General features: G+C 60.1%; 17 protein-coding genes. 9 read left to right on the top strand and 8 right to left on the bottom strand.

Features of this window, described 5'->3' with window-relative positions:
- Nucleotides 1-16: 16 nt before the first annotated feature.
- The 3 genes from tagH to Q1B40_RS10940 all read right to left on the bottom strand — a co-directional run bounded on the left by tagH (nucleotide 17) and on the right by Q1B40_RS10940 (nucleotide 4,302).
- A complete protein-coding gene (gene tagH / locus Q1B40_RS10930) occupies nucleotides 17-1,789 on the bottom strand; it encodes a type VI secretion system-associated FHA domain protein TagH (protein ID WP_299813783.1) in 1,773 nt (590 codons plus the stop codon).
- Nucleotides 1,790-1,811: 22 nt separating this feature from the next.
- Complete coding sequence (locus Q1B40_RS10935) at nucleotides 1,812-2,408, bottom strand: hypothetical protein (RefSeq protein ID WP_299813786.1); 597 nt, start codon at nucleotides 2,406-2,408, stop codon at nucleotides 1,812-1,814.
- 64 nt (nucleotides 2,409-2,472) lie between these two features.
- Nucleotides 2,473-4,302: a type VI secretion system Vgr family protein gene (locus tag Q1B40_RS10940; RefSeq protein WP_299813789.1), complete on the bottom strand. Its 1,830-nt coding sequence runs from the start codon at nucleotides 4,300-4,302 to the stop codon at nucleotides 2,473-2,475.
- Between the two features lie 388 nt (nucleotides 4,303-4,690).
- Here Q1B40_RS10940 and Q1B40_RS10945 point away from each other — a divergent pair, with 388 nt between their 5' ends.
- From Q1B40_RS10945 to tssH, 9 genes are all read left to right on the top strand, one after another.
- Nucleotides 4,691-5,371, top strand: coding sequence for an OmpA family protein (locus tag Q1B40_RS10945; protein ID WP_299813792.1), 681 nt, complete (start codon nucleotides 4,691-4,693; stop codon nucleotides 5,369-5,371).
- A 72-nt stretch (nucleotides 5,372-5,443) separates the two neighbouring features.
- Nucleotides 5,444-6,727, top strand: a complete 1,284-nt coding sequence (locus tag Q1B40_RS10950) for a type VI secretion system ImpA family N-terminal domain-containing protein (protein WP_299813795.1) — start codon at nucleotides 5,444-5,446, stop codon at nucleotides 6,725-6,727.
- A gap of 296 nt (nucleotides 6,728-7,023) precedes the next feature.
- On the top strand, nucleotides 7,024-7,578 hold the full coding sequence (gene tssB, locus Q1B40_RS10955; RefSeq protein WP_299813799.1) for a type VI secretion system contractile sheath small subunit: 555 nt from the start codon (nucleotides 7,024-7,026) through the stop codon (nucleotides 7,576-7,578).
- The gene (gene tssC, locus Q1B40_RS10960) at nucleotides 7,579-9,102 is read left to right on the top strand and encodes a type VI secretion system contractile sheath large subunit (RefSeq protein WP_299813801.1); all 1,524 of its coding nucleotides are present in this window, start codon (nucleotides 7,579-7,581) and stop codon (nucleotides 9,100-9,102) included.
- Nucleotides 9,103-9,307: 205 nt separating this feature from the next.
- Nucleotides 9,308-9,793 carry a type VI secretion system tube protein Hcp gene (locus Q1B40_RS10965; RefSeq protein ID WP_299813806.1) on the top strand — a complete coding sequence of 162 codons (486 nt, stop codon included), beginning with the start codon at nucleotides 9,308-9,310 and terminating at the stop codon, nucleotides 9,791-9,793.
- A gap of 143 nt (nucleotides 9,794-9,936) precedes the next feature.
- Nucleotides 9,937-10,488: a type VI secretion system baseplate subunit TssE gene (gene tssE / locus Q1B40_RS10970; RefSeq protein WP_299813809.1), complete on the top strand. Its 552-nt coding sequence runs from the start codon at nucleotides 9,937-9,939 to the stop codon at nucleotides 10,486-10,488.
- Nucleotides 10,485-12,482, top strand: a complete 1,998-nt coding sequence (tssF, locus tag Q1B40_RS10975) for a type VI secretion system baseplate subunit TssF (protein WP_299813812.1) — start codon at nucleotides 10,485-10,487, stop codon at nucleotides 12,480-12,482. The genes tssE and tssF overlap by 4 nt, the downstream gene beginning before the upstream one ends.
- On the top strand, nucleotides 12,479-14,053 hold the full coding sequence (tssG, locus tag Q1B40_RS10980; protein ID WP_299813815.1) for a type VI secretion system baseplate subunit TssG: 1,575 nt from the start codon (nucleotides 12,479-12,481) through the stop codon (nucleotides 14,051-14,053). The genes tssF and tssG overlap by 4 nt, the downstream gene beginning before the upstream one ends.
- Before the next feature lie 25 nt (nucleotides 14,054-14,078).
- Nucleotides 14,079-16,895: a type VI secretion system ATPase TssH gene (tssH, locus tag Q1B40_RS10985; RefSeq protein WP_299813818.1), complete on the top strand. Its 2,817-nt coding sequence runs from the start codon at nucleotides 14,079-14,081 to the stop codon at nucleotides 16,893-16,895.
- A gap of 68 nt (nucleotides 16,896-16,963) precedes the next feature.
- On the opposite strand, the gene Q1B40_RS10990 is transcribed toward tssH, so the two are convergent.
- The 5 genes from Q1B40_RS10990 to Q1B40_RS11010 all read right to left on the bottom strand — a co-directional run bounded on the left by Q1B40_RS10990 (nucleotide 16,964) and on the right by Q1B40_RS11010 (nucleotide 23,887).
- Nucleotides 16,964-18,979: a M23 family metallopeptidase gene (locus Q1B40_RS10990; RefSeq protein ID WP_299813821.1), complete on the bottom strand. Its 2,016-nt coding sequence runs from the start codon at nucleotides 18,977-18,979 to the stop codon at nucleotides 16,964-16,966.
- Nucleotides 18,980-19,158: 179 nt separating this feature from the next.
- Nucleotides 19,159-21,093, bottom strand: coding sequence for an adenylate/guanylate cyclase domain-containing protein (locus Q1B40_RS10995; RefSeq protein WP_299813824.1), 1,935 nt, complete (start codon nucleotides 21,091-21,093; stop codon nucleotides 19,159-19,161).
- Complete coding sequence (locus tag Q1B40_RS11000) at nucleotides 21,090-21,776, bottom strand: hypothetical protein (protein WP_299813826.1); 687 nt, start codon at nucleotides 21,774-21,776, stop codon at nucleotides 21,090-21,092. The genes Q1B40_RS10995 and Q1B40_RS11000 overlap by 4 nt, the downstream gene beginning before the upstream one ends.
- Nucleotides 21,777-21,968: 192 nt before the next feature.
- Nucleotides 21,969-23,591, bottom strand: coding sequence for a caspase family protein (locus Q1B40_RS11005; protein WP_299813829.1), 1,623 nt, complete (start codon nucleotides 23,589-23,591; stop codon nucleotides 21,969-21,971).
- A gap of 32 nt (nucleotides 23,592-23,623) precedes the next feature.
- Entirely contained in the window at nucleotides 23,624-23,887 is a 264-nt protein-coding gene (locus Q1B40_RS11010) for a hypothetical protein (protein ID WP_299813832.1), read from the bottom strand.
- Between the last annotated feature and the right edge of the window lie 8 nt (nucleotides 23,888-23,895).

Raw genomic sequence — 23,895 nt, forward strand, 5'->3', positions numbered from 1 at the left:
GACTTCAAATACGTTTTTAGTCAATCCGCCCGGATTGCTGCTCCGGGTCTTCACTCGTCAATTCTTCGTAGCTTTCCGTGAAATACTGGGTGAAAACACCCACAAGACCGTCGTCATAGGCCCCGGACAAGGACGTCCAGCGTTCCTGCATCCGCTCCCAGAGTTTGGCCTTTTGTCCGCCAAACGGACTTTTCGCAGTCTTTCCCTCGGCTTCTATCGCCTTGGGAGACAGGGTATCATCAAACCGCGCCGCGGCCTTCTGCATGGCCGAATAGGTCCAGACATGATGTTTCTGGATATCCCGGAAGGCGGCTTGCATCGCCTTGTTCATCGGCAGGTAGCCATTGTCTTCCGCTTCCCGGGACAACATGGTCTGCAGAGCCATTTGCGGGGTCGGCGAAAATTTCAGGGCGTTGTTGCCACTTCGGCTGATCAGGGTCCGGTTGGCGTTGCGCGTCATCGCCTTGACCTGACTGCGGGCCTGCAGCAGGCCCATCAGATCGCCGGTGATGCCTTGCAGGACCGATCCGATTTCCCGGGCGAATTCCTCGGGATCGCGCCCCTGAAGCACCGCTTCCGGAATGCCCGCACCTTGCGCGAAAGCCTTGATGAAGTCGGCAGCTGCCTCCGGCGACCGGGGCGCTTCAGAGGTCTCGGCGGGGACAGGTGCGGGTGCAGGTGCCGGTGCGGTTTCAGCGGGCGCCACCTCATTCGGCGGCATCGATGCTAGAGCCGCCACGGGGTCCGGTTCCGGTACCGACGCTGCTGGAATCTCTGTCGTGTTCGCCGGTGCTGCCGGGAACTCGTCCTCCACAGCCGGGGCGGGCTCGGCCGGTGCAGGATCTGTCCAAGCGGTGGCTTCGGGAAACGGCGATGCTGTGCCGGTTTCAGAAGGACCTGCCTGCGGATGCAGTGGCGGGGCATCCTGTTCCGGATTGCCCGGCGAGCCGAGGTCCGGCATGCCGAATAGCGGTTGCTCGGGTTGCTCCGATCCGCCGCTTAACGGCGGAAACGGCGAAGCGGAGCTGACCTCCGCAGGCGATTGAAGCGGAGCCGGCGCTGCCGGTGCAGCCGGTGCGAGATCGGGCTGCGCCGCCAGGTGATCCATCGGATCCGCCTGAGCGGGTCTTGCCGCCTCCCGTTCGGAAAATTGCGCCTGCGGGTCGTAGAGCGCAGGATCGGCGCTGCCCCAGCCGTGTCCCTGCTGGCTCCAGACATCGTCAGCGGGCGTGCCGACACCGGGCGCTGAAGACGGCGGGGCGTGTCTACCCTCCATGCCTGCGGATGGCGCCCCCCAGGGACTGCCACCGGCGTCCTGAACCGGATAAGGGGCCTGCTCCGGCGCGGACGGGGACGAAGGCCATGCGGGATCCGGGGCAACCGGTGCGGCAGATTGCGGTGCGCTCCAGCGTGGTGTTTCGCCATGAGGCATGGCCGGTGAACCGGCCGCCATCCCTGCACCGACGCTTTCCCCTGCTTCCAGCGCAACAGAGATTATGTAATCACCGATCATCAGTTTGTCGCCGGACCGCAGCGCATGGGCCCTGTCCATGCGATTGGGACTGCCGTTCAGGAACGTTCCGTTCGTGGAGATGTCATGCAGGACAAACTGTCCACCTTCAAAGCGCACTTCGCAGTGCTTGCCGGAAATCACCCTGTGCGGATCAGGCAGACTCCAGTCGAGATGCTCGTGACGACCGATATCGAACCCCCGGTCGGCGCAACTGTAGGACACCTGGCCACCGGTTTCGAGCCGATCGACATTCTCGATCTGCAGCGTGATACGCATTCCAGCAAATCTCCCGGATTGCTTACGAATTGGCCGGAGCCTGCCCGTTAAGGCTGACCGTCGGCATAGAACCGCCTTCAGCGAAGGACAGCCCCGCGGAAAGGCAAGAGTTAAGCGCTTCGTCCCGTTTGTCAGGCTCAACCGTGCCGAGCGCAATCAGCAAAGCTGTATTGACCGCTTTCGCGGTCAGATCGTCAGGCATCTCGACCCGGTGCTCCGGGTTCGGCGACAGGGAACCACCCGACCAGCCGGCCGCAAGCCCGATCCACACGGCAGCGCTTTCCGTTCTGGCGGCTTCCGCCGCCGCATGAACGGCTGCACGGGCGTCCTCGTCCCCCTCCCGCACCCAGGTTTCGCTCAGCACCAGAACCTGGCGGTCATCCGGCGTTCCTGGCCCGTCCAGGCCGGCAACGCATTTCATACCCCACCACACGGCTTCCCGTTTCGGCAGGACATGCGCGAAATAGGCAAGCGCGGTCAGCGGTGCATCGCCATCGCGCAGCTCCAGCGTATAGTCTTGCGGAGCGATGTCGGAAGCCGGTTCTTTCACCGTTTCCGACAGTTCAGGATAGGTCTCGAAAACCTGTTTCGCCCTGGTAAAGCGGATACGTGATCCCATCTGCTCTACTCCGTTTCTTCCCGTTGAAGCTTGTTCCGATTGCCGTATTTTTCAAAGGTCGCTTCTAGTTGATCAGAACAAGTCCGCCTTTGACCGTCAATACCGCGCTGGCAGTCACATCGGTGAACGTGCCCTTCGCAGTCAGCTTGCCGGAAGCTTTGACGTCAATCATGGGCGACTCGATCTTGATCGATGCCGGCGTCATGACAATCTTGCTGGCGCCGCAGATGAATTCGATCTTGGTTCCGGCAGTCACCTTCCAGTCCTTGCCGATCTTTTCCGTTGTATTGTTGCCGACTTTTTCCGTCCGGTTTACGCCGATCTTGGTGTCGCGGCAGTTTTTGACATGCAGGCTGTCGTCATGCTCGACGACGGTCTCCATGTCCTTCTCGGCGTGCACACCGACAAGTTCCTGCCCCTTGGTGTCGTCCATGACGAATTCGTTGTAACCGCCACCGCCTTGCGTGGAGTCGGATTTGACACCGGCCTTGTTCTTTTCGGCGGGCAAGTCGTAAGGCGGCATGTTTTCCGCATTGTAGACCGTTCCGATGACAATCGGCTTGTCAGGATCGCCTTCCAGAAACTGGACGATCACCTCCTGGCCGACGCGCGGAATATAGATGCCGCCCCAGTTCTTGCCGGACCAGACCTGAGCGACACGCACCCGGCGGGATTGGGTCTTGTCGCGGTCCCAGTGGAATTCGACCATGATCTGGCCGTACTCGTCCACATCGATTTCCCCCTGCCCGACGACCTTGGCCGTCTGGGGTCCGGGGATGCGCGGCTTGCGTGTGGTGGCCGGGGTCCTGAACGTGATATCGGAGGCAAGAACGTCATAGGTGCCCGTATAGGCCTCGCCCTGGGAGCCGCCGCTGCCGCCACTCCGATACTGCTCGGTAATGATCTGGTGACTTGCCCGGACCACCAGATATTCCCGGTTCTGCGGCCCGTGCGGATGGTCCTTCAGCGTGAACAGGCCGCCGGCGTAGAAACGCGGAACTTCGCCGGCAGTCTGAATGCGCTTGTCGGAAGCCTGTTCCGCATCGAGGCGGATATTGCTGTATTTCGTACCCTTGTCCTTCTCGGTGTAGCGGCCCGGATAATCGTAATTCTCCAGCTTTCCGGCCCGGTACTTGGACCCGGCTTCGCGTTCCGCTTCCAGCGAGGCACTCGGCTTTTCAAAATCGTAGTCGTTGACGGCGAATTTTCCGGTCCGGAACTTCCGGCTCGGGATCCAGTGATAGATGTGTTCCTCATCCCGCTGGCTGTCGCCGCCAAGCGCAATGAAGGGAATGGTGGAATCGCCGACAATCGGACTGTAGGACGACTTGGCATCCGCAAGCACCATCTTGTGCTTGCCCTGGAGATGCTCGAAGAAATAGGAAATTCCGAATTCTTCCATCAGGCGGCAGCAGAAATCGTAATCCGATTCCCGGTACTGGACGCAATAATGGATCGGATCGTAGCTCTCCGTCAGCTTGTTCTGGAAATCGGAGAAATCATGCTCTCCGAGGACTTCTGAAATGATGTCCGGAGCTGATTTGTCCTTGAACACCCGGCAGTTCGCATTCTTGGTCAGCAGCCAGAACCAGGGGCGCAATGTCAGCCGGTAGACATAATAAGCGTCGCGGTGCCCGAGCCACTTGGCATCGGTCAGAAGCCCGTCGAAATACCGGGTGTCGCCGTTGTTGGTGACCACCTTGACCGTCATATGCGTGGCGATCGCCTTGTCGAAATCCAGATCTTCCTGCTGGCTGATGACCTCCAGGCGGATTTCGAAATCCTCGCTCATGCCCTCGTCACACTCGATGGAGATTACCGAGAGCTCATCTTTCCCGTAGACCGAAGTCAGTTCGGCCATGCGGTTTGCTTGCTTGAGTTGTCCCTGGGCCACGAAGTTCTCCTCGGAAATACTGTGGTTCCTGACGGTTCCGGCATTTCTGCCGCTTTCAGTCAGTTCCTAAGGCGTTTCCGATAAAAATAATGTGCTCAATAACACAATTGTTGCAAATGATTTAAACGCCAACCTTGTCTGTTCGAACGTTGTAATACGCCCTACGCAATTGTCCATGAATTTCAGGTTGGCCCGGCTTAAGTTATTTAATCACCTCGATAAAGTCACGCTAACGGCCCTCTTGCTAATTGTGCGCAATAGGACATACTGATATCAAAGCGTACTTTAGTGACTTTCGCCACACCATTATTTTTTGAAAACTGGCACGATGCATTTCTGAACCCATTGCCACAACGCCTTCGAGCACTCCACAAGGAGGACTGATATCGTGACCAATCCCCTGACTACGTGTGACCGGAATGCCTTCCGTCACTCCAAGCCCGGCCGTCTCTTGCTGGCGGCAGCGCTTTCATTCGCACTCACCGGCCTTGTCTCCGGTTCCGCGTCCGCCCAGGACGCCACCTATTCCGCCGATGACGTGACGCGCCACTTCAAACAGCTCAAGACCCGTTCCCTGAAGCCAGTCGGCACGAGCCGGGCGCTGTGCATCGGAACGCGGGACGAGTGTAATCCCGATGCCGCCAAGGCGGAAGGCGGCCAGGTGGCCGTCACGTCTGAGGGCGACGGGAACGCGCAAGCGCTCGTCGCAGATCCGGAAACCAAGGCGATCGGCGAAGGTTTCAACCTGCTGGTGTCCTTCGAATACGCATCCGCGCGGCTCAGTCCTTCAGCCAGGGTGAACCTGCAGGAGTTCGCCAAGGGCATCGACGATCCGGCTCTTGCAAGCGCCACCTTCGTCATCGAAGGACACACCGACGGCATCGGATCCGCTCCCTACAACCAGCGCCTGTCGGAAGACCGGGCCGCGGCGGTCACGGAGTTTCTCGTGTCGCTCGGTGTCGGCCGGGACCGTCTCAAGACCGTCGGTTACGGAAAGACCCGGCCCAAGGTGGCCGATATCAACGACCCGTCCAACCGCCGGGTGGAAAGCAAGCTGGTGCTTGAATAGGGTTGTCTGTCAGATTGCTCCAGCCCGCCTTGAAGGCCGGCTGGAGCATCTTTATCCGCGCCGGGAGGGTGCATGAATTTCGATCCCGATACATACGGTACGGAAGTTTCGCCCGGCGCAGGTTGCGGTCCGGATCTTTATGACTCCGAACCCGCTTTTGCCGCGCTTCTGGATTCATGCGAGGAAATGCTGCCGGAGCGGTTCAGCGAGTTCGACCGTTCCGAGATCGAGTTTACCGACCTTTTCAAACAGATGGATGGCTTTTTAAAGCAATCCCGGGACGTCAGACTACTCGTCCTTCTCGGCCAGTTCGGTCTTCTCAATGGCCAGATCCACCTGTTTGCCAATTCGGTGCGAATTATCCGCCGGCTGCTCGAAAATCATTGGGAAGAAGTGCATCCCTCCGACGCCGATTTTGGCCATATGGAGCGGATGGGTGCTCTCGAAGCACTCAACAATCGTCCGACCGTCATGCTGCCTCTGGAAGCCGCTCCCCTGATCAAGACCCGCCGGGCGGGACCAATCAGCTATCGCACGATACAGGTTGCGGCAGGAACAGCCACCGCGAGGCCCGACGAACACACGGTCTCGCTCGGGGCGATCGATGCCGCACTCACCTCCGGCGAACTCGAGCAGGCAGATATCGACGAAGTTCTGAAGGATCTGGCCGACCTTCCCGACGAACTGCAGGCGATCACCGACATATGTATGGAAAAACTCCAGCAGAGCGGCGCCAAGGCCGCCCCACCGGTCTACGAGGAGATCGTGACGCTCCTGCAGGACATGAACAGGGAGCTGAACACCCGCCTCGGCCGCGTGACGGAGGAAACCGGTGACGCGGCCGGCGATGAGAGCAGCCAGGAAGATGCCGGCCTTGCCCCGGTGGACCAGGCATCGCAGTCGGAAATCCGCAACGCGGCCCAATCGAAACTGATTCTTGACGCGGTCGAAGACTATTTCGCCTCCCGCGAGCCGTCACATCCGGCGCTATTTCTGGTGCGCGAAGCACGGGGCCTGGTCGGAAAATCCTATCTCGATGCGCTGAAGATCCTGATGCCGCGAAGGTTTGACGATGTGGCGCTGGTGCTCGGGACAAGCGGGCTTCAACTGTCCAACGACAGGCTGCTGGATCTCAATGACGGTGAAAATCGGGAGAGCGATGATATCGAAGGATTTTCGGTCATGGTCATCGAAAACCGCAACGACGCGATGAAGGCCATCGCCGCCGTCAAGGGCTATTATTCAGCCAACGAACCCACAAGCCCCATCCCTCTTCTGCTGGACGAGGCGCAGAACATGAGCTCCGGCTCTTTTACGGGCCTGCTCAACCTGTTTCTCAGACCGGAAGAAGAATGACCACGAGAAAAGGAGAAAACGCGACGACGGCCCGCTTCCCCTGCGTTTCCAGTGCTTCTTTCTTGACACAAAGAGCCAACGGGTCCTCAATATTCGGGTCCTGAACATTTGAAAAAAATTTTAAAGCGGCGATCATGTGACTGTCATCACACCCCCGCGACAGACAATCGATTTACATAGTGACCAACGAGACAAAACGCAGATTCGAAACAACAAATCAAAAAATGCCCTGCGTGAGTATTTGACTAAATTTGACCTCTTCTACACCCGGGTCAGCGAAACGAAAGGCAAGTACAATGGCATCCAATAGTGGGCAAAGCTTTATCAAGCGCAACAGGCCCCCTCGCGTTCACATTTTCTACGAGGATCCGTTCGACGCGGAAAAGAAGGTCGAGCTGCCTTTCGTCATGGGCATCATGGCCGACCTTTCCGGCGATAACCCCGGCGTGGAAAAGCAGGATATCGACGACCGCAAGCTTCTCGATATCGACATGGACAATTTCACCAAGCGGATGGAAGCAATCGAACCGGGTACCTCCTTCACGGTGAAGGACAAGCTTTCCGGTGAAGAAAACTCCAAGCTGAGCGTCCAGCTCCGCTTCAAGAGCATGGATGATTTCACGCCAGGTAAAGTTGCCGAACAGGTTCCTGCCCTGAAAAAGCTCCTGGATGCGCGCCGCAGCCTCGCGGCCTTGCGCACCATGATGGACGGCCGCGTGCAGGCCATCAGCCAGCTTGAGGAATTGACCCGGGACCCGGCCCTGATGGCGGCTCTCGCTCAGCAAATGGATGCGGAAAAAGCGCAGTCCGACGGCAGTGCGAAAGACGGCAGCGGGACAGAGGAGGCTTAAATGAGCAACACGGAAACCAGTGCCCAGACCAGTGGCGCAGCGGCCGGCGAAGCTGCGGGTGAAAAAAGTCCCGAGGAATTCGCCTCCATCTTGAAGCAGAATTTCCGCATCAAGACCGAAAACGACACGGCCAACGCGCTTGTCGACAACGCGATGTCCACGTTCCTTTCCGAAGCCCTGTCAGATCAGGCGCTCATCAAGGACGATGTCTACGACACCATCGACGAGATGATCGCCAAGCTTGACGAGAAGCTGACGTCCCAGGTGAACGAGATCATTCACGCCGAGGAATTCCAGAAGCTGGAAAGCGCCTGGCGGGGGCTGGACTATCTGGTCCACCAGTCGGAAACCGATGCCTCCCTGAAACTCAGGTTCCTCAATATCTCGAAGAAAGAGCTGGCCGGCGTTCTCAAGAGCTATCGCGGTGCGAAGTGGGATCAGAGTCCGCTGTTCAAGCAGATCTACGAAGCCGAATTCGGCCAGCTCGGCGGCCAGCCCTACGGCTGCCTTGTCGGCGACTACGAATTCTCCCACGAAGCCCAGGACATCACCATCCTGCGTGGAATGGCGAAGATCGCCTCGGCAGCGCATGCCCCGTTCCTTGCAGCCGCCGATCCGCAGCTCATGCAGATGGACAGCTGGACCGAACTTCCGGCCAAGCGCGACCTGTCGAAGATCTTCGATACGGAACTTCACGCACAGTGGCGCACCTTGAGGGAATCGGAAGATGCCCGGTATCTGGGTCTGACCATGCCGCGCGTACTTGCCCGCCAACCTTACGGCGCCAAGTCCGATCCGGTCGAGGAATTCGCGTTCGAAGAGGAATTCGGCGAGGACAGCCACGACAATTACTCCTGGATGAATTCCGCCTACGCCATGGCCTCGAACATCAACAAGGCCTACAAGGAATTCGGCTGGACCGTCCGCATCCGCGGCGTGGAAAGCGGCGGGCTGGTCGAGGAACTTCCGACCCACGTTTTCGAAACCGACGACGGCGGCGTCGATCAGAAATGCCCTGCGGAAATTGCTGTTTCCGATCGGCGGGAGCATGAGATTTCCCGCCTGGGCCTGATCCCGCTCATCCATCGCAAGAACACCGACCAGGCTGCCTTCCTGGGTGCCCAGTCGGTCTTCAAGCCAAGGCAGTTCTCCGGTCCGGACGGCAAGGATGCGACCGCATCCGATAATCTGTCCGCCCGTCTGCCCTACATGTTCGCGACCACCCGTTTCGCCCACTACCTCAAGGTGATGGTGCGCAACAAGATCGGCTCCACCAAGGAATCGGCGCAGCTGCAGCGGTGGCTGAACGACTGGATCATGGACTATGTCGATGGTGATCCGGACAATTCGACCGAGGAAACCAAGGCGCGCAAACCGCTTCGGGAAGCCAAGGTCACCATCGTCCCGGACGAGGAAAACCCCGGCTACTACAGAGCCCAGTTCTTCCTGCGTCCCCATTATCAGTTGGAAGGCATGGATATCGGCATGAGCCTGGCCTCCCGTATTCCGCAAGACGGAAACTGATCCAAGAAATTGCCGGCGGGCGGTGTCCGTCCGCCGGCAAGCATCCCTCGCGGATGCACCCCGGTCATTTCACCGGGTGGAGGTACAAACGGGCCACATACGGCTCAGGGGTTTGGACCGCGAGGTCCGAGGTAGTTGTCAGAAATAACAGACTTAGCGCCAGAACGACTTTCCTGGCCGTCAACAACCAAGAGGATCTATTAAAATGGCTGTCGATTTTTTTCTCGAGCTTGAAGGCATCAAAGGCGAAGCACAGGACAAGTCCCACAAGGACAAGATTGACGTCCTGTCCTGGTCGTGGGGCGCTTCCCAGTCCGGCACCACGCATATGGGCGGCGGTTCCGGTTCGGGCAAGGCACACTTCCAGGATCTGAGCATCACCAAATTTGTCGATAAATCGACCCCGGTGCTGCTCCAGCATGTGTCCACCGGCAAGCACATCACGAAGGGTACGATGTTTGTGCGCAAGGCCGCTGGCGACAGCCCGCTGGAATACATCAAGATCGAGATGAAGGACATTATCGTCACCAATGTCTCGACCGGTGGCAGCGGGTCTGACGACCGCATCACGGAAAGCATCACGCTGAACTTCGGTGAGTACAAGTACATCTACACCGAACAGAAGCCGGACGGCTCGAAGGGCGCGGCTCCGGAGTTTGCATGGGACATCGCGGCAAACGAAAAGAAATAAGGGTTTCGGCCCGCACGGCTGCCGCGCCTTTGGCGCGGCAGCCTGTTTTTGTGAATGCGGCGGCCACCGAGGTTTCGGACTGGGCCGCAGCATCGGTTTGACAGTACCGGTACCAGGGGAAGCAATCAGCGTGGGCATGGCCAATGGCTAAATCGAGTGTAAAAATGCATGCCCCCTTGATGTGGGCATTCCGGGCGATGGAAGACCCGGACTACAAGGCCGCCCAGGCCCGCCAGAAGAGCCCTGCAGATGGCCAGAAAATCAGATCCGGCCGCCGTCTGTCGCGGTCCTACGGGGTTACCGAACACACGCTTATCTCGGAAGTCCGGCGCGACCTGCAGTCTCTCCTGAACACCGTGAACCTGAATTCCACCCAAGATCTGTCCGAGTTTCCGGAAGTCACAACCTCCATTCTCAATTACGGACTGCCGGACCTTTCGGTGCACATCGTCGACACGGTGCGGATCGACAGGCTTGCGGACGATATCCGCGAAGCCTTGATCCGTTTCGAACCGCGCATGGACCCGCGCACGCTTCAGGTCATTCGAGACAAAGATGGCGCCAGCGACACCTTCAAGGTACGTTTTCTGATCAAGGCGGAGATCCGCTGCGATCCGGTGCGGATCGGAACTGAATTCATCGCCGACGTCGATCCCGCCCTCGGCCGCATCAAGATAGTCGGGGCGACGGGATGAACCGGGAATTTCTGGATCTCTACAATCAGGAACTGACGTATCTGCGCGAGCAGGGTTCGGCGTTTGCCGAAGCCTATCCTGCCGTGGCCGAGCGCCTTGGCGGTCTCCTGGAAGATCGTTCCGACCCCATGCTGTCGGGCCTGCTGGAAGGCGCGGCCTTCCTGGCAGCGCGCGTCCAGCTGAAGATGAAGCATGAGTTTTCCGAATTCACGTCCAATCTTTTCGAACAGCTTTACCCCTCGGCGCTTGCCCCTATCCCGTCCATGGTGCTTGCCCGGATCACGCCGAAATACGGCGATGCGAATTTGCGCAACGGTATCAAGATCAACCGTCATGCGCCCATGGAAGCGGTCTTTCGCGAGCGCAGCGGCGAAGTGCGCTGCCGTTTCACCCTGTCTGCTCCGATTACCCTGACACCGCTTGAACTGACCGGGGCCCGCTACCTGAGCTCGGCAGCCCAGATCTCCGGGCTCGGCGCGGACATGGCCGAAGACAAGCGGGCAAGAGCGGGGCTGTCGATCACCCTCACCCATCGGATGTCCGAAGACCCTGAAAACGAGGTCTCGGCGGAAGATGCACTCAAGAAGCCGGAATACCAGGTGGCCGGTTGCCGGATCGACGAGCTTCCTGTCAGGCTGATCGGCCCTGTCGACCTGGCGGCGAAGGTCTATGAGCAGATCTTCGGTCATACAATTGCGCTCTATCTCAGAACCGAAGACGCCTTCGGACAGGTCTCCCTTCAGCGGATGCCGGTCGATGCCATCAGGCAGCTCGGATTCGACGAGGAAGACGCCCTGCTTCGCAACGACCGCAGAATGTTCACCGGCTTCGACTATCTGCGCGATTATTTCAATTTTCCCCGCAGCTTCCTGGGTTTCCGCCTCACGGGCCTGCGCCGTTACCTGGACCGGGTGAAGGCGAAATCCTTCGATCTGGTGTTTGTATTCGACGAAACAGAGACCCGGCTGGCAGCTCATGTAGAGCAAAAGATTTTCTCCCTGCACTCAGCACCGGCGGTCAATCTGTTCGAACGCCAGACCGACAGGGTGCCGATCAAGAAGGGGCAGCATGAATTCGCGGTGATTGCCGACCGCACCCGGCCGCTCGATTACGAGATTCACTCCGTGACGGAGGTCAACGCGCATTTTTCCGGCGGTGAAAAAAGAGCCGTCGAACCGCTCTACAGCGTCGCACCGGATACGGAAAAAGCCGGGCATGAGTGGTTCTACACCATTCGCCGCATGCCGCGCCGCCAATCCTCCTCGGAACTGCGACGGATGCAGCCAAGCTCCTACATCGGTACGGAAACCTTCGTTTCGATTTCCAGCGGCGCCCAGGCCGCCGCCCTGCTCCAGAGCGGTGACAAGCGGCTTGCGGAACTTTCCCTGAAGGTGATGGCTTCCAACCGGGCGCTGGCGGCCGATCTCCCTGTCGGCAGCAATCCGGACAAGTCCGACGTCGGCGATTTCCGGGTGCTTGAAGATATCGGGCTCAAGGTCGAATGCGTCGCCGGGCCGACAGCCCCGAGACCACCGCTCCTGTCGTACAATGAAAGGCTTGGCGAGGACGGCCACACAGGGGCCATTGCCTGGCGCCTGATCAATATTCTCGCCCTCAACCATACCGGCCTGGTTCACGATGCCGCCGGTGAAGATGGCCGGTCCTTCCGCGACATACTGAGCGTGTTCGCTCCGCTTTCCGATAATTCGGCGGACCGGCAGGCCCAGTCCGTGCGCGCCGTCTCGACACGCCCCGTGGTTCGCAGACTGCAGCAGAAATCAGGAACAGGCGTCGCCAGAGGACTTGAGGTCACCATAACGCTCGACGACAAGGCCTTTGAAGGGACCAGCGCCTTCCTGATAGGGGCGGTGCTGGACAGGTTCGTCGCGGAATATGCCTCCATCAATCACTTTACCCAATGCGTGATCGCCACGACCGAGCGGGGAACGATCATGAAGTGGCCGCCCAGGATCGGGGCAAAAGGGATCCTATGAGCGGGGCGGACGACCAGGACCAGGAACTGGAGCCCGAGCTTCCGGACAAGGCCTCAGCGCGGGACAAGACGGTGCTGCGGATCGGCGGCGGTGCACCGACAGTCTGGCCGGATGCCGATGCCAAAGCCGAAACTCGCGAAGAGGAAACGGAGGCAGTGGAAGCCGGTTCTCCGGCCGACGCATCGCCGGAGATCGAACCCGGCCCGGATCCTGACGAGGCGATCAAATCGCAAACGATAGAATCGCCCCCCAAAGACCTTTCAGAAGAACAGGAGCCACAACCAGACCAGGTGCCCGGCTCGGAAGATGTAAAAGCTCAGCCTGAAGATCCGGCTTCCGGTATCGATCTCCCGTCGGCAGACGGCTTGGAGGCGGACTCCGGCGAAGACACTGCGCCTCCCGTCGAGCCGAGGATCGAAGTTCCCGTGCAGCAGCAATATGCTTCGCTTCTGGCCGCCCTGGGTGACCGGATCGAGAAACACCCGGGCGGACACGATCTTCTGGCGGTTCTTCGCATGCTGGAGGGGCAAACCGCACCGGGCGCAAAAGCTCCGGGGCTGGACGGTCCCAAAAAGGCAGAAGAACCTGCACCGCCCCGCATCGGCAAGAGCCGCCGTCTCATGGAGGACATCGTCCGCTTCGGGCAGGACCCGTCCAGTGAATTCGCGACGTCAACGATCGAACGCGCCACCCGCGACAACTCCGGAGGTCTGGTCCTTCTGGAACGTTTCCTGGGACTGCTCGGCCCGCAAGGTGCTCTACCCGGGGCATATACGGATGAAGCCATCATGTCGGGGCTGCGCGGGAATGACGAATTCCCGCGATTTCTGGATGTCTTCAACAACCGCTTTATCCAGTTGTTTTATCGCGCCTGGGCGGACGCAAGACCGATCGTCCAACATGACCGGCCCGATGACGACCGCTTCCTGTCCTATATCGGCTCGTCCATCGGGCTCGGCGCGCCTATCTACCGCGACCTGGACGGCATCGATGATCGTCTGAAGCTGCTTTACACGGGCCTGATGTCGCCCAAGACGAAAAGTGCGGCACGTCTGAAGAGCCTGATCACCGGTGTTTTCGGGGTCAGGGTGGAAATCGACCAGTGTGTCGGGACGTGGCTGCATCTGGACAGCGACGACCAGCTCAGCCTTGGCGGCCTTGGTCCCGGTGGCGCAGGCCGGTTGGGGGCGGATACGATTGTCGGAGCCAGGGTCTACAGCGTCAGCGACAAGATCCGCATCCGCATCTTCACCCGGTCGCTCGACGAATATCGCAAGTTTCTGCCGCCGACACGGACGAAGCCCAATCCCTGGACTGAAAAACTCTTCGATCTCATCGATTTTTATCTGGGTCTCGAGGTCGAATACGAAATTGAGCTCGCCCTTCCAAAACGCTGTGCCTCGTCGGTGCACATGAACCGCAGCAACTCGGCGACACTCGGACACATCGGCTGGCTGAAATCGCCTGCCGCGACAGCCGCGGAACAAGAAGACATCGATGAAGAGGGTGAGGACATGCTGACCGATACCCGTTTCCGGCCCGTGCGCCGCCACACCACCGTTTATCAATAGGTCTCAAATTTGAAAGGCCGGTATCATGAGTGACATTCTGGTTGAAACCATTGCCAACAAACTTACTACCGTAAGCTACGAGTGCCTGGAAAAGGCCATGCGCCTGACGAAGAGCTCCGGCCATCGGCACCTGGAAATCCTCCATTGGCTCTATTATCTCGCGCGCGACGAGGCCACGGATTTCGTCCATATCCTGCGCCACTTCGGCATCGATGCAGGAACGGTCGACGGCGATTTGCAGCAGGCCATCGCGAAGCTGAAAATCAACCAGACCGAACTGCCCTCCATGGCCGCCCCTTTCCAGGAATCGCTCGAACGGGCCTGGTTCGAAGGCACCTTGAGGTACGGCGACTACAAGATCCGGTCCGCCTATGTGCTGATTGCCATGATGGGCGACAAAAACACCTGGCGCGAATTGCGCGGTTATTCCTCCGCCCTGGAATCTCTCAACCGCGACGTCCTTGTGCGCGATCTGGACAAGATTGCCGGTGCCTCGGGGGAAACCGGCGCCCGTCCGGTGGACGGATCCGGCCCCCAGTCCGCAGCACCCGGTGCGACCGCGGAAAGCGCTCAGGGTGCCCCGGGCAGCGGTGCCGGAGAAGATGCGCTTTCCCAGTTCACGGTGGACTTCACCGCCCGGGCGCGGGCGAAGGAATTCGACCCGATCGTGGGACGTGACGAGGAAATCCGCCAGGTCATCGACGTACTGATGCGCCGCCGCCAGAACAATCCGATCCTGACAGGGGAAGCCGGCGTCGGCAAAACCGCTATCGTGGAAGGCTTTGCGCAGAAGATCGTTTCAGGGGACGTTCCCCCTGCCCTTCTGGGCACGCGCCTCTGCGCGCTGGATCTCGGCCTCCTTCAGGCCGGTGCCTCGATGAAGGGGGAATTCGAGAAACGCCTGCGCGCCGTCATCGACGCGGTTCATGCCTCCATTGTTCCGACGATCCTGTTCATCGACGAAGCCCATACGCTGGTCGGCGCCGGCGGCGCGGCCGGCACGGGCGACGCAGCGAACCTCCTGAAACCGGCGCTGGCGCGCGGAACCTTGCGCACAGTCGCTGCCACCACATGGTCGGAATACCGCCAGCATTTCGAAAAAGACCCCGCCCTGACACGACGTTTCCAGCCCGTGCAGGTGGATGAGCCCGACGAAGAAAAATGCTTTGCCATGGTGCGTGGCCTGCTGGGACCGATGGAAGAGCATCACCAGGTGCGCATTCTCGACAGTGCAGTGAGATCCGCCGTGTCCCTGTCGCACCGCTATATTCCGGCGCGCCAGCTGCCGGACAAGGCGGTCAGCGTTCTCGACACGGCCTCGGCGCGGGTGAACATCTCCCAGGCGGCACAGCCGGCAAAACTGTCGGACCTGGTCGCAAAGAAGGGCTTTCTGGAAACGGAACGGCAGGCGCTGACCAATGACGCCGAACTGGGCATGGAGCATCAGGAACAGCTCGATGCGCTCGACACCGCCATTCAGGACACAGAGACCGCCATCGAAACCCTTCGCGGCGAATGGGAACGCGAGCGCAAACTGGTAGCGGAAATCCGCCGTCTGAACGCCGCGCTGATTGCGCTGAAGGGCGGTGAACCTGCCCCACATCCGGAAAGCGTGGATATCGAGGACCCGGAAAACGAACAGCCTGCGCTGGTGGGCATCGACGACATCGAACTGGACCTAAACGTCGATCTGGAAGACGAGGACGCTATCCGTACTGCCCTCAAGGACAAGCGGGCGGAATTGTCGGAAATCCCGGAAGACGACCGCATGGTCTATGCCTATGTGGACGATGAGGCCGTTGCCAGCATCATCTCCGACTGGACCGGTATCCCTGTCGGCCGGATGGTTCAGGACGAGATGCAGACGATCCTCAACCTCACAGACAGTCTCACCAAGCGGGTAATCGGCCAGGCCCACGGCCTGGGCATGATCGCCAAGCGGATCGAGACCAGCCGCGCCCAGCTCGGCAACCCGGACAAGCCGATCGGCGTTTTCATGCTGTGCGGCCCGTCAGGTGTCGGCAAGACGGAAACGGCCCTCGCGCTCGCCGAAACGCTTTACGGCGGCGAAGAGAGCATGATCACCATCAACATGTCGGAGTTTCAGGAAGCCCATTCGGTTTCCGGCCTGAAGGGCGCACCTCCGGGCTATGTCGGCTACGGCGAAGGTGGCCGTCTGACGGAGGCAGTGCGGCGCAAGCCCTATTCCGTCGTGCTTCTGGACGAGGTGGAAAAAGCCCACCCGGATGTGCATGAGATCTTCTTCCAGGTGTTCGACAAGGGCTGGATGGAAGACGGCATGGGCCGGAAGATCGACTTCCGCAACACGCTGATCCTGCTGACCTCGAATGTGGGCACCGAGATCATCATGAACGCGGCCAGACATATGCTGGACGCTCCGGTTTCCAGCGACCCTGAGCTGGCGGCCACCGACCCGAACGCACCCAACGTGGAAGAACTGGCGGAAGCCCTGCGACCGGCTCTGCTCGACGTGTTTCCGCCCGCCCTGCTCGGCCGTATCGTCACCATTCCCTATTATCCGCTGTCACCGTCCATGCTCGGCTTTATCGTTCGCCTTCAGCTCAACCGGATCGTCAAGCGGGTCCGGGAAAACCGGGAGGCCGAACTTGTCTATGGCGAGGATGTGGTCGCCCATATTGTCTCCCTCTGCCGCGACCCGGACAGCGGCGGCCGGATGATCGACAACATCCTGACCAACGATCTTCTGCCCAAACTTTCCCGCGCATTCCTGACGGCGCAGATGAACGGCGAGACGATTTCAAAGGTTGCGATCAAGGCCGGTGACGACGGTCTTGAAATCCAGCCGGAAGCTGCCGAGTAAAATCGAACCGGCGTGCCCGGCTCTGACGCTTGCACGGATCATTCCGTGAAAGGGTCGGAGCCGGGTCGCTACTGCACGCTCAGGATATCGCCGATGGCGACGCGATAGTTCTTGAGGTCGTTGCTCGCCACCGACTGAGGCGCATCCGCACCGGTCTCCATTTCGAAAGCCAGGGGATCGGCCGGTTCGCCGCGCTGGCGGATTTCGAAATGCAGGTGAGGCCCGGTCGACAATCCCGTCGTGCCCACATAACCGATAAGATCGCCGGCCTGAACGACCGATCCCAATTCAATTCCGTCAGCGAATTCGTGCATATGCGCGTATCGGCTGGTGATGCCATCCTTGTGGGTCAGTTCTATGAAATTTCCATAGCCGCCCCGGACAGCCCGATAAGTGATCTTGCCGGAAAAGGCCGCGCGGATCGGCGTGCCGGTCGGTGCGGCCCAGTCGACACCGGCATGCAGGCGCTCCGTCTTCTTGATCGGATGAAAGCGCATGCCGAATTTCGACGTCAGAACCCCCTTCACTGGCACCAGCATGGCGCCGGACAGGCTGACCTTGCCCCCTTCGTTGACACAGGCGAAGCCGCGATTGCCGGGGGCTTTCAAAACATAGCAGCGCACCGACCAATCATCCCCCCGGCGCACGCCAGCGAACAGGACACGGCCGCCGCCGCGCTTTTCGTCCCTCGGCATATCGGTGAACACCAGCGTGAACCGTTCATCCGGTTCAATCGTGCGTTTGAGATCCGTGGTGGGCGCGAGATAGGCAATCGCCTCGCCGACAATGGAGGCCGGAACGGCGTTTCGCACCGCCGTTGCGTAAAGCCCGTCGATAAGACGATGTTTCTTTGCAGCGCCCGCGACCTTTACGGGTGCGATGTCCTCTTCAACGATGGGCTTTCCGAACCAGGGATCGGCACCGTGAACATAGGTGTCGCCATCCCGGGACGTGGAAAAAGCGGCCGTGCCGAGATATCCGTCCTGACCGTAGAAGGAGATCTGGACGGGCCGGTAATAGTCGCCGATACGCCCGAGCTTGTTGGGCATTCTGACCCCCCTGATCGCGATTTTATCGCCCGCGATCAAATCGCTTTTCTGGAATTCGCTCGCGGCGAAATCGACAAGAAGTTTGCCGGCATCCTCGTCAAAGCTGTTGTCCTTCAGAAAATCGCCCAGCGTGGTCGCTTCGGAAATTCCGGTGCGGATTTCGATACGGCTCGGCCCCTGGCCTATCGGGCGCTCCGACAAAAAGAGATTCAATGTGTCCGTTGGCGGTTTCAGAAAAACCGGCAGGTCCGGTGACTGGCCATCCCCCTGGCTGCTGTCTTCTTCAACGACGATCCCTTCGGAATCGCTGCCGCCACCGAAATTGCCGAACTGGAAATCGGTTTCACTGCCCGGCGCGCTGATGATCAGATTGCCATCCTCGTCCAGCATCTGGCTGTCGAGGAAATAAGCGCTTGCCGCAGGCACGAAGGCGGCATCATCCGGCGACGCGCTTGCCGGGACCGGTCTTTCCGTCAATTCTATCCGTTGGGCGGCGGCACCCCGGCCGAGAAGCACCGGATCCCCGGCCAGCGGAATGACGGCGGACATGGCCATATCGAAAAAAGGATCGGCGGGAATATCCAGGTCTTCTTCGTTGAGACGTTCCGGCTTGATCTCTTCCGGCACAGAAGGACTTTCCCCCTGCCCCGCCTCTTGCGCGGCGGATGAAGCGTCCGCGAGCGGACCGGGTGTCGCCGCTTCTTCTGTGCTGTCCGGTGTGTCAGAGGTGGCTGTTTCTTCAGGCGGCGAGAATGAAATCGCGCCGGAAGTGAAAAGATGCGCCAGACCGCCGGCTCCTGCGCCCACGACCAGAAACCCTATGGCCATGGCGGCGTATAACAGCTTTGAAGATCGCTTCGGCGACGCTTTCACCGGTACTTTCGGGCGATCCGGTGCTTGCGGGCGACCAGCCAGGTCCGGACGGTCATTGGCGTCCTCTAACGTCGCAGATCCCTTGCCGGACGGACGGATGATGGTCCGGTCGAACTCGGGGCGATGCCCTCCGGGATTCTGATTGTCAGGCCATTGAGCCATACAGGGACCAACGTCTTGAAAAGAGCTTCAGATGTCGAAGTATCTTGTCGGCGATCATGTGCCCGCAGGTTACTCCATGGAAATCAGCTTGTGCTTCAACGATCATGCCGGAGGAGACATCAAGATGCAAAACCGGAAAGTCTCGTCACAACGGAAAAATGGCGCCCCATTCAGGTGTTCTATCGCGGGAAATTCAACAGTTTGCTGCGGTCCTGAGCGTCCTTTCCAGCAGTGTCTGCGTCGGCTTTTTCCATATACATTTCAGGTATATCCAGCGTGAATACCGACATGTCGGTGCTGAGACCACGCAACTGGCCCGACCAGATTTCCACCGCAGGATAAGACCCGGGAAGTTTTTCGGCGACCGACTGGCTGACCGCGAGGCGAACCTTCTTCTCCTTGGCGATGGCTTCGATCCGGCTCGCGGTGTTGACGGTCGTGCCCATCACCGTGAAAGAGCGGCGGTGCTCACCGCCTATGTCACCGACCAGAACCGGCCCCGCATTGAGCGCAATACGCAGATCCAGCGGCGGCTGTCCGGTGATTTCCCGGATATGATCCAGTTTGCCGATAATGTCCCTTGCGGCATCGACAGCTGCTTTTTCCGGGTTTTCGACCAAATTTGGCGCGTTCCAGACCGCCATGATCGCGTCACCGATATATTTGTCGATATATCCCTGGTGCGAGGTAATCACCTGACCGATCGCATCGAAACAGGAATTGACCACCCGGACCACATCCCTGTCGGCGAGCTTCTCGGACATCTTGGTAAAGCCGACAATGTCGATGAAGGCGACAACCACGTTGCGCGTATCGCCGCCGAGTTCAGGCAATTGTTCAGATTGCGCCATCTGTTTGATGACGTCCGGCGCCAGGTAGTGGCCGAACAGACGCACGAGCGAACGCTGCCGGCGCTGCAGGATTCCGACCTTGCCGATGCCGGCAACGACCATCGCGCTGACGCAAGCAACGGGCGCTACGCCCGGAGACAACAGGACACCGGCCTCCAAGCCTACAAGGGTGACGCCGAGACCGGCTAAAATACCGCCGAGCGCCATGAACGGCAGCGCGAACAGCGGCAGGAGCAAGCCGGTGGCGGCACCAATAATGGAAAACACCAGGGCAAGAGCCGGAAGCGTGCCCCGGGAAGGCGAGACCGCCATCCGATCCGACAGGGCCGCCGCGATCAAGTCCGCCAGGATGAAAACACCGGCAGTATAGGATTGAACCCGCGGACGCCCGCTTGCCCCCGTTTCCACGAGATCGGCGGGAGTTCGCGGCAGGAAGCGGTCGGAATAAAGGTGTTCGTCCTCATAGGGCAGCAAACCTCCGAAAAGGACGATCCGGCCGTCGACGAACCGGTTCAGTTCCTGCCTGCCGGCTTCGCTTTCCTGCATCTTCAAGACATCGAGCACGGATAGATATGGCGTGGAGGTGGCAAGCCTCGCCGAGGGAATGGCGGTGTAGGCCTCCGGAACCTCGGCGCCGGTCGAAGCGATCAGGGCGTCGATGAGCGAGGAAGAGTCCGACAACGGAAAGTCGGGAGAGTGCCTGCGCACCACGCCGTCATTTTCAGCGGAGACCGTCACCGAGCGCACACCGCCTGCACCGGCCGCGGCGGAAAAGGAGCGATGCGGCACACCGACCTCGGTATGGGCGATGAAAACCCTGCCCCTGTTCCGATAAAGGAACCTCTGGAACGGCTGGTCGAAGCCCTTCAGGCGCGCCTCGCCGGTTTCCAGGTCCTTGAAGGCATCGGCGCTATAAGCAAAAACGAAATCATAGCCCAGCGCGCGCGCGCCGGCGTCGAGGACCGCCTGTCCGGCTTCCGCCATGACGGGGGTCATCAGAACACGCGGAATGGGGGCAAGTCTTTCGGAGGCAAGCGCGATCTGGTCCAGGCCGATCACCACCACCGGCACGGGAGCGTCTTCCTGTCCCGGTGTCAGCATCGCCCGGATCTGGAAAAGCCGGTCGGTAACCCAACCTTCCCAGACGGCCCTTTTGGCTGTCAACCCGATGGCTACGCCCGCACATACCGCTGCCAGGGCGATGACGGCAAAAAGCGTCTTCCGGCCAAGTGCTGCGTCCGCAATCCGGCCGCCCGACGTCATTTCACGATGACTACAGCTGTTTTCCGTCCGACCTGCGCCGGATCAATCGTGAATTTACGCATGACCACACCATAGTCGGGAGCCTTGCCCTGCAGGAAGAGCTCGACCTCGACGGCTTCATTTTCAGCTTCCCTGTCCGGCATCTCGGTCATGATGTTGTCGAGAACATCGAACCGCTTGGGCTCTCCTCCTTCAAAGGAGACAAAGACCGTGTCGTACTGATCGCGCAGCCTGTCGTCGAAGCGCAGCATCAGCGAAGCCGCCTTCTTGTTCTCAAGCGCAAGGCCGCGCAGCGTGACCGTCAGTCCCTTGTCCGCAGTCTCGTCACCGGTGCCGCTATCTGCCTGGAGACAATTGCCTGCCCGCAGAACCTCCTGTTCTCCACCATCCAGAGCAAAGCCTGAAGAGGAAACGGTGATTGTGCCGGATTTGACGCGGACCTCCTGACAGGCGGCGTAGTCGAGAAGGTCGATATGCCCCTCGGACCCCAGATCAACCACGTCTCCCGGCATAAGTTCCGTGAAGGCGGAAACCTGCACCGCCTCGGATTTATCGAGGATCAGCGCGATCGGATCGGCAAGTGCCGGACCCGACAATCCGGCAAACCCGAATGTGATGGCTGCCGCCAGTCCGGTGGCGTAAAGGCTTTGCCGGACAGGGGCGCGTTTTAGCGAATGCGTCATGACTGTCTCCCAAGTCTATGGACCAGGTCTTTGGTTCACGTCTTTTGTCCACTGGCACCCTGCGCCCTTGTCGAGCCCAGCGCCGTTCATGAGCCAAGTTATATCAGAGGAATGGCGGTACAAGTGTGGCTATGGTCACATAAATGGTTTTAGGCAACAACGGGATACGCATCTGTCGCGTTCGTTATCGAACTATCCGGCAGGCTGGGTATAAACAGCGGCAATGCCGATGGCGTCCGCGGCTTCGTCGATCAGTTTCAGCATCTGTGGAAGCAGCTCGGCGTTAAGCGGCCGGCCATCCAGCGCGGACAGAACCCCGACAAGCCGGGGCATGGGCTTGGACGAACGTACCATGACGATGTGATCGGCTCCGAACGGCAGGCCCGCGCGCAGATTGAGCACATAGGGATTGCCCGCCTCAACGGATGTGTCCTTGCCGAGAGGATCCGCAATCCTGTCCGGGGCCAGCACCCGCAGTGTCCCGTCCGCTTCCAGTGCGAAAACAGCCATAAACCCGTTTTGTCCGGACGTCAGGCCTACCTTGAAAGGCGAGCCCTCAGATATGTGACCGACGGAAGGCTGCAACGTGCCTTCAATCGGCTGCAAGTCTCTGGAGAGGGTATAAAGGTCGGTGAGGAAGACCCATTTGGTCACCACGTCTGAGAAGCGGTCGGCATTCCCGGCCCCGCCCTGCAGAACCACGTCGCCGAATTTGGTCAATACATCCCCTTCTTCCACATCCCAGAAGAGATCGGCATTGCCCTCCCCTGAGACCTTCACGCGCCCTTCATGCTGCAGGGAGAGGCTTTCAAGAAGAGGATCGGCGGTCCCGGTGCTTGCGGCAAGGGTGAGTTCGCTTGCTTTCCGGTCGAATATCGCGCCATCGACCCTGGGCAGAACCGCTGCACGGGTCTCACCGCCGATACTGAGGCTCGGGGATTGACGGCCCTCGGTCGCCACGCGCACGGTTTCCTTCAGGAACCGGCTAAGTTCGGCCATGGTGATGCCGCCGTCGCGGTCCAGATCCGCTCTTCCCTCCACGCCGCGCGCGAAGGCCCAGCTCAGCGCCCCGCGCGGCTTGCCGCCGATGAGCAGTTCCGGGATTACCTGACCGTCGACTGTCGCGCCGACATAGATGACGTTGTCCAGGTCTTCCAGATCCTTGCCAGGGGCACCCGCCTGCGCCAGGACCGGAGGCAGGGGTGTCGATCTCAATACATCGTCTTCAAAAGGAGGCAGCCCGACCAGACGCGTTCCCAGCCGCTTGATACGCGGATCGATCGACCTGGTCATGGTTCCGGAATGACAGCTGTCGGCCAGGACCAGAACGCTGCGTCCGCCGGCGGCACGCAGCATGGCGGCCACGTCGTCATCGCGCAGGCGCTCACCGTTGCCGGGTGCAGCCACATCGAAGCCCGCCAGCAGGAAGACTTCGTCGAACCCGTCCTCCTCCGAGCCCGCCAGCCACTCGGGCTCCTGCGCCCCATGCCCGGCATAGGACAAGACAAGGACATCGTCCGGACCGGACCGTGAGATCAATCCCTCCCAGGACGACAGGACTGCGGCGCGAGTGGCCTCACCGTCATAGAGCGCCGTCAGGTCGCGTACGCCGGCCGCTTCAAGCGTCTCGGCGATGTCGCGCGCATCATTGACCGCACCCTTCAGCGGCGAGACGTGCTCGTAGGCATCGACACCGATGACAAGAGCCCGCCATTCGCCCGCAAACGACGGGACGGCAAGCAATGCAAGGCAGGCAAGTCCAAGGCAGCCGTGCGCGATCAACTGCCCGGTTCTTGTACGAAACGGAATTCCCATGGGATTGTCTCTTCAATCAGGGTTTGCTCGGGTCAGCCCCAGGAGCCGCCACCGCCACCACCGGGGCTGTCACCGCCACCGCCGCCGCCGCCGCCGCCGCCGCCGCCGCCATTGTCGTTGTCCCGCATAGACGGGTCATTGATCGGATCGACGACGGCTGGAGTGGCGGCGTTTGCTCGGACAGGCGCCGGTTGCGCGCTGACGGCCTGCGGCGTCGCACCCTGCTGTGTCTGACACCCGGCGAGCATCAATACGGACAGCCCGGCCACGGGCAGCAATTGGATTGAAAATTTCATAATCCTTC

Origin of the sequence: uncultured Roseibium sp., from assembly GCF_947496995.1 — a bacterium.
Classification (GTDB): Bacteria; Pseudomonadota; Alphaproteobacteria; order Rhizobiales; family Stappiaceae; genus Roseibium.

Excerpts from the sequence above, each read along its gene's own strand:
- tssB (WP_299813799.1), top strand. The coding sequence starts at position 7,024 with ATGGCATCCAATAGTGGGCAAAGCTTTATCAAGCGCAACAGGCCCCCT.
- tssH (WP_299813818.1), top strand. The coding sequence starts at position 14,079 with ATGAGTGACATTCTGGTTGAAACCATTGCCAACAAACTTACTACCGTA.
- Q1B40_RS11000 (WP_299813826.1), bottom strand. The coding sequence starts at position 21,776 with ATGACGCATTCGCTAAAACGCGCCCCTGTCCGGCAAAGCCTTTACGCC.
- Q1B40_RS11005 (WP_299813829.1), bottom strand. The coding sequence starts at position 23,591 with ATGGGAATTCCGTTTCGTACAAGAACCGGGCAGTTGATCGCGCACGGC.
- Q1B40_RS10950 (WP_299813795.1), top strand. The coding sequence starts at position 5,444 with ATGAATTTCGATCCCGATACATACGGTACGGAAGTTTCGCCCGGCGCA.
- tssG (WP_299813815.1), top strand. The coding sequence starts at position 12,479 with ATGAGCGGGGCGGACGACCAGGACCAGGAACTGGAGCCCGAGCTTCCG.
- Q1B40_RS10935 (WP_299813786.1), bottom strand. The coding sequence starts at position 2,408 with ATGGGATCACGTATCCGCTTTACCAGGGCGAAACAGGTTTTCGAGACC.
- tssE (WP_299813809.1), top strand. The coding sequence starts at position 9,937 with ATGGCTAAATCGAGTGTAAAAATGCATGCCCCCTTGATGTGGGCATTC.
- tssC (WP_299813801.1), top strand. The coding sequence starts at position 7,579 with ATGAGCAACACGGAAACCAGTGCCCAGACCAGTGGCGCAGCGGCCGGC.
- Q1B40_RS11010 (WP_299813832.1), bottom strand. The coding sequence starts at position 23,887 with ATGAAATTTTCAATCCAATTGCTGCCCGTGGCCGGGCTGTCCGTATTG.
- tagH (WP_299813783.1), bottom strand. The coding sequence starts at position 1,789 with ATGCGTATCACGCTGCAGATCGAGAATGTCGATCGGCTCGAAACCGGT.
- tssF (WP_299813812.1), top strand. The coding sequence starts at position 10,485 with ATGAACCGGGAATTTCTGGATCTCTACAATCAGGAACTGACGTATCTG.
- Q1B40_RS10995 (WP_299813824.1), bottom strand. The coding sequence starts at position 21,093 with ATGACGTCGGGCGGCCGGATTGCGGACGCAGCACTTGGCCGGAAGACG.
- Q1B40_RS10990 (WP_299813821.1), bottom strand. The coding sequence starts at position 18,979 with ATGGCTCAATGGCCTGACAATCAGAATCCCGGAGGGCATCGCCCCGAG.
- Q1B40_RS10965 (WP_299813806.1), top strand. The coding sequence starts at position 9,308 with ATGGCTGTCGATTTTTTTCTCGAGCTTGAAGGCATCAAAGGCGAAGCA.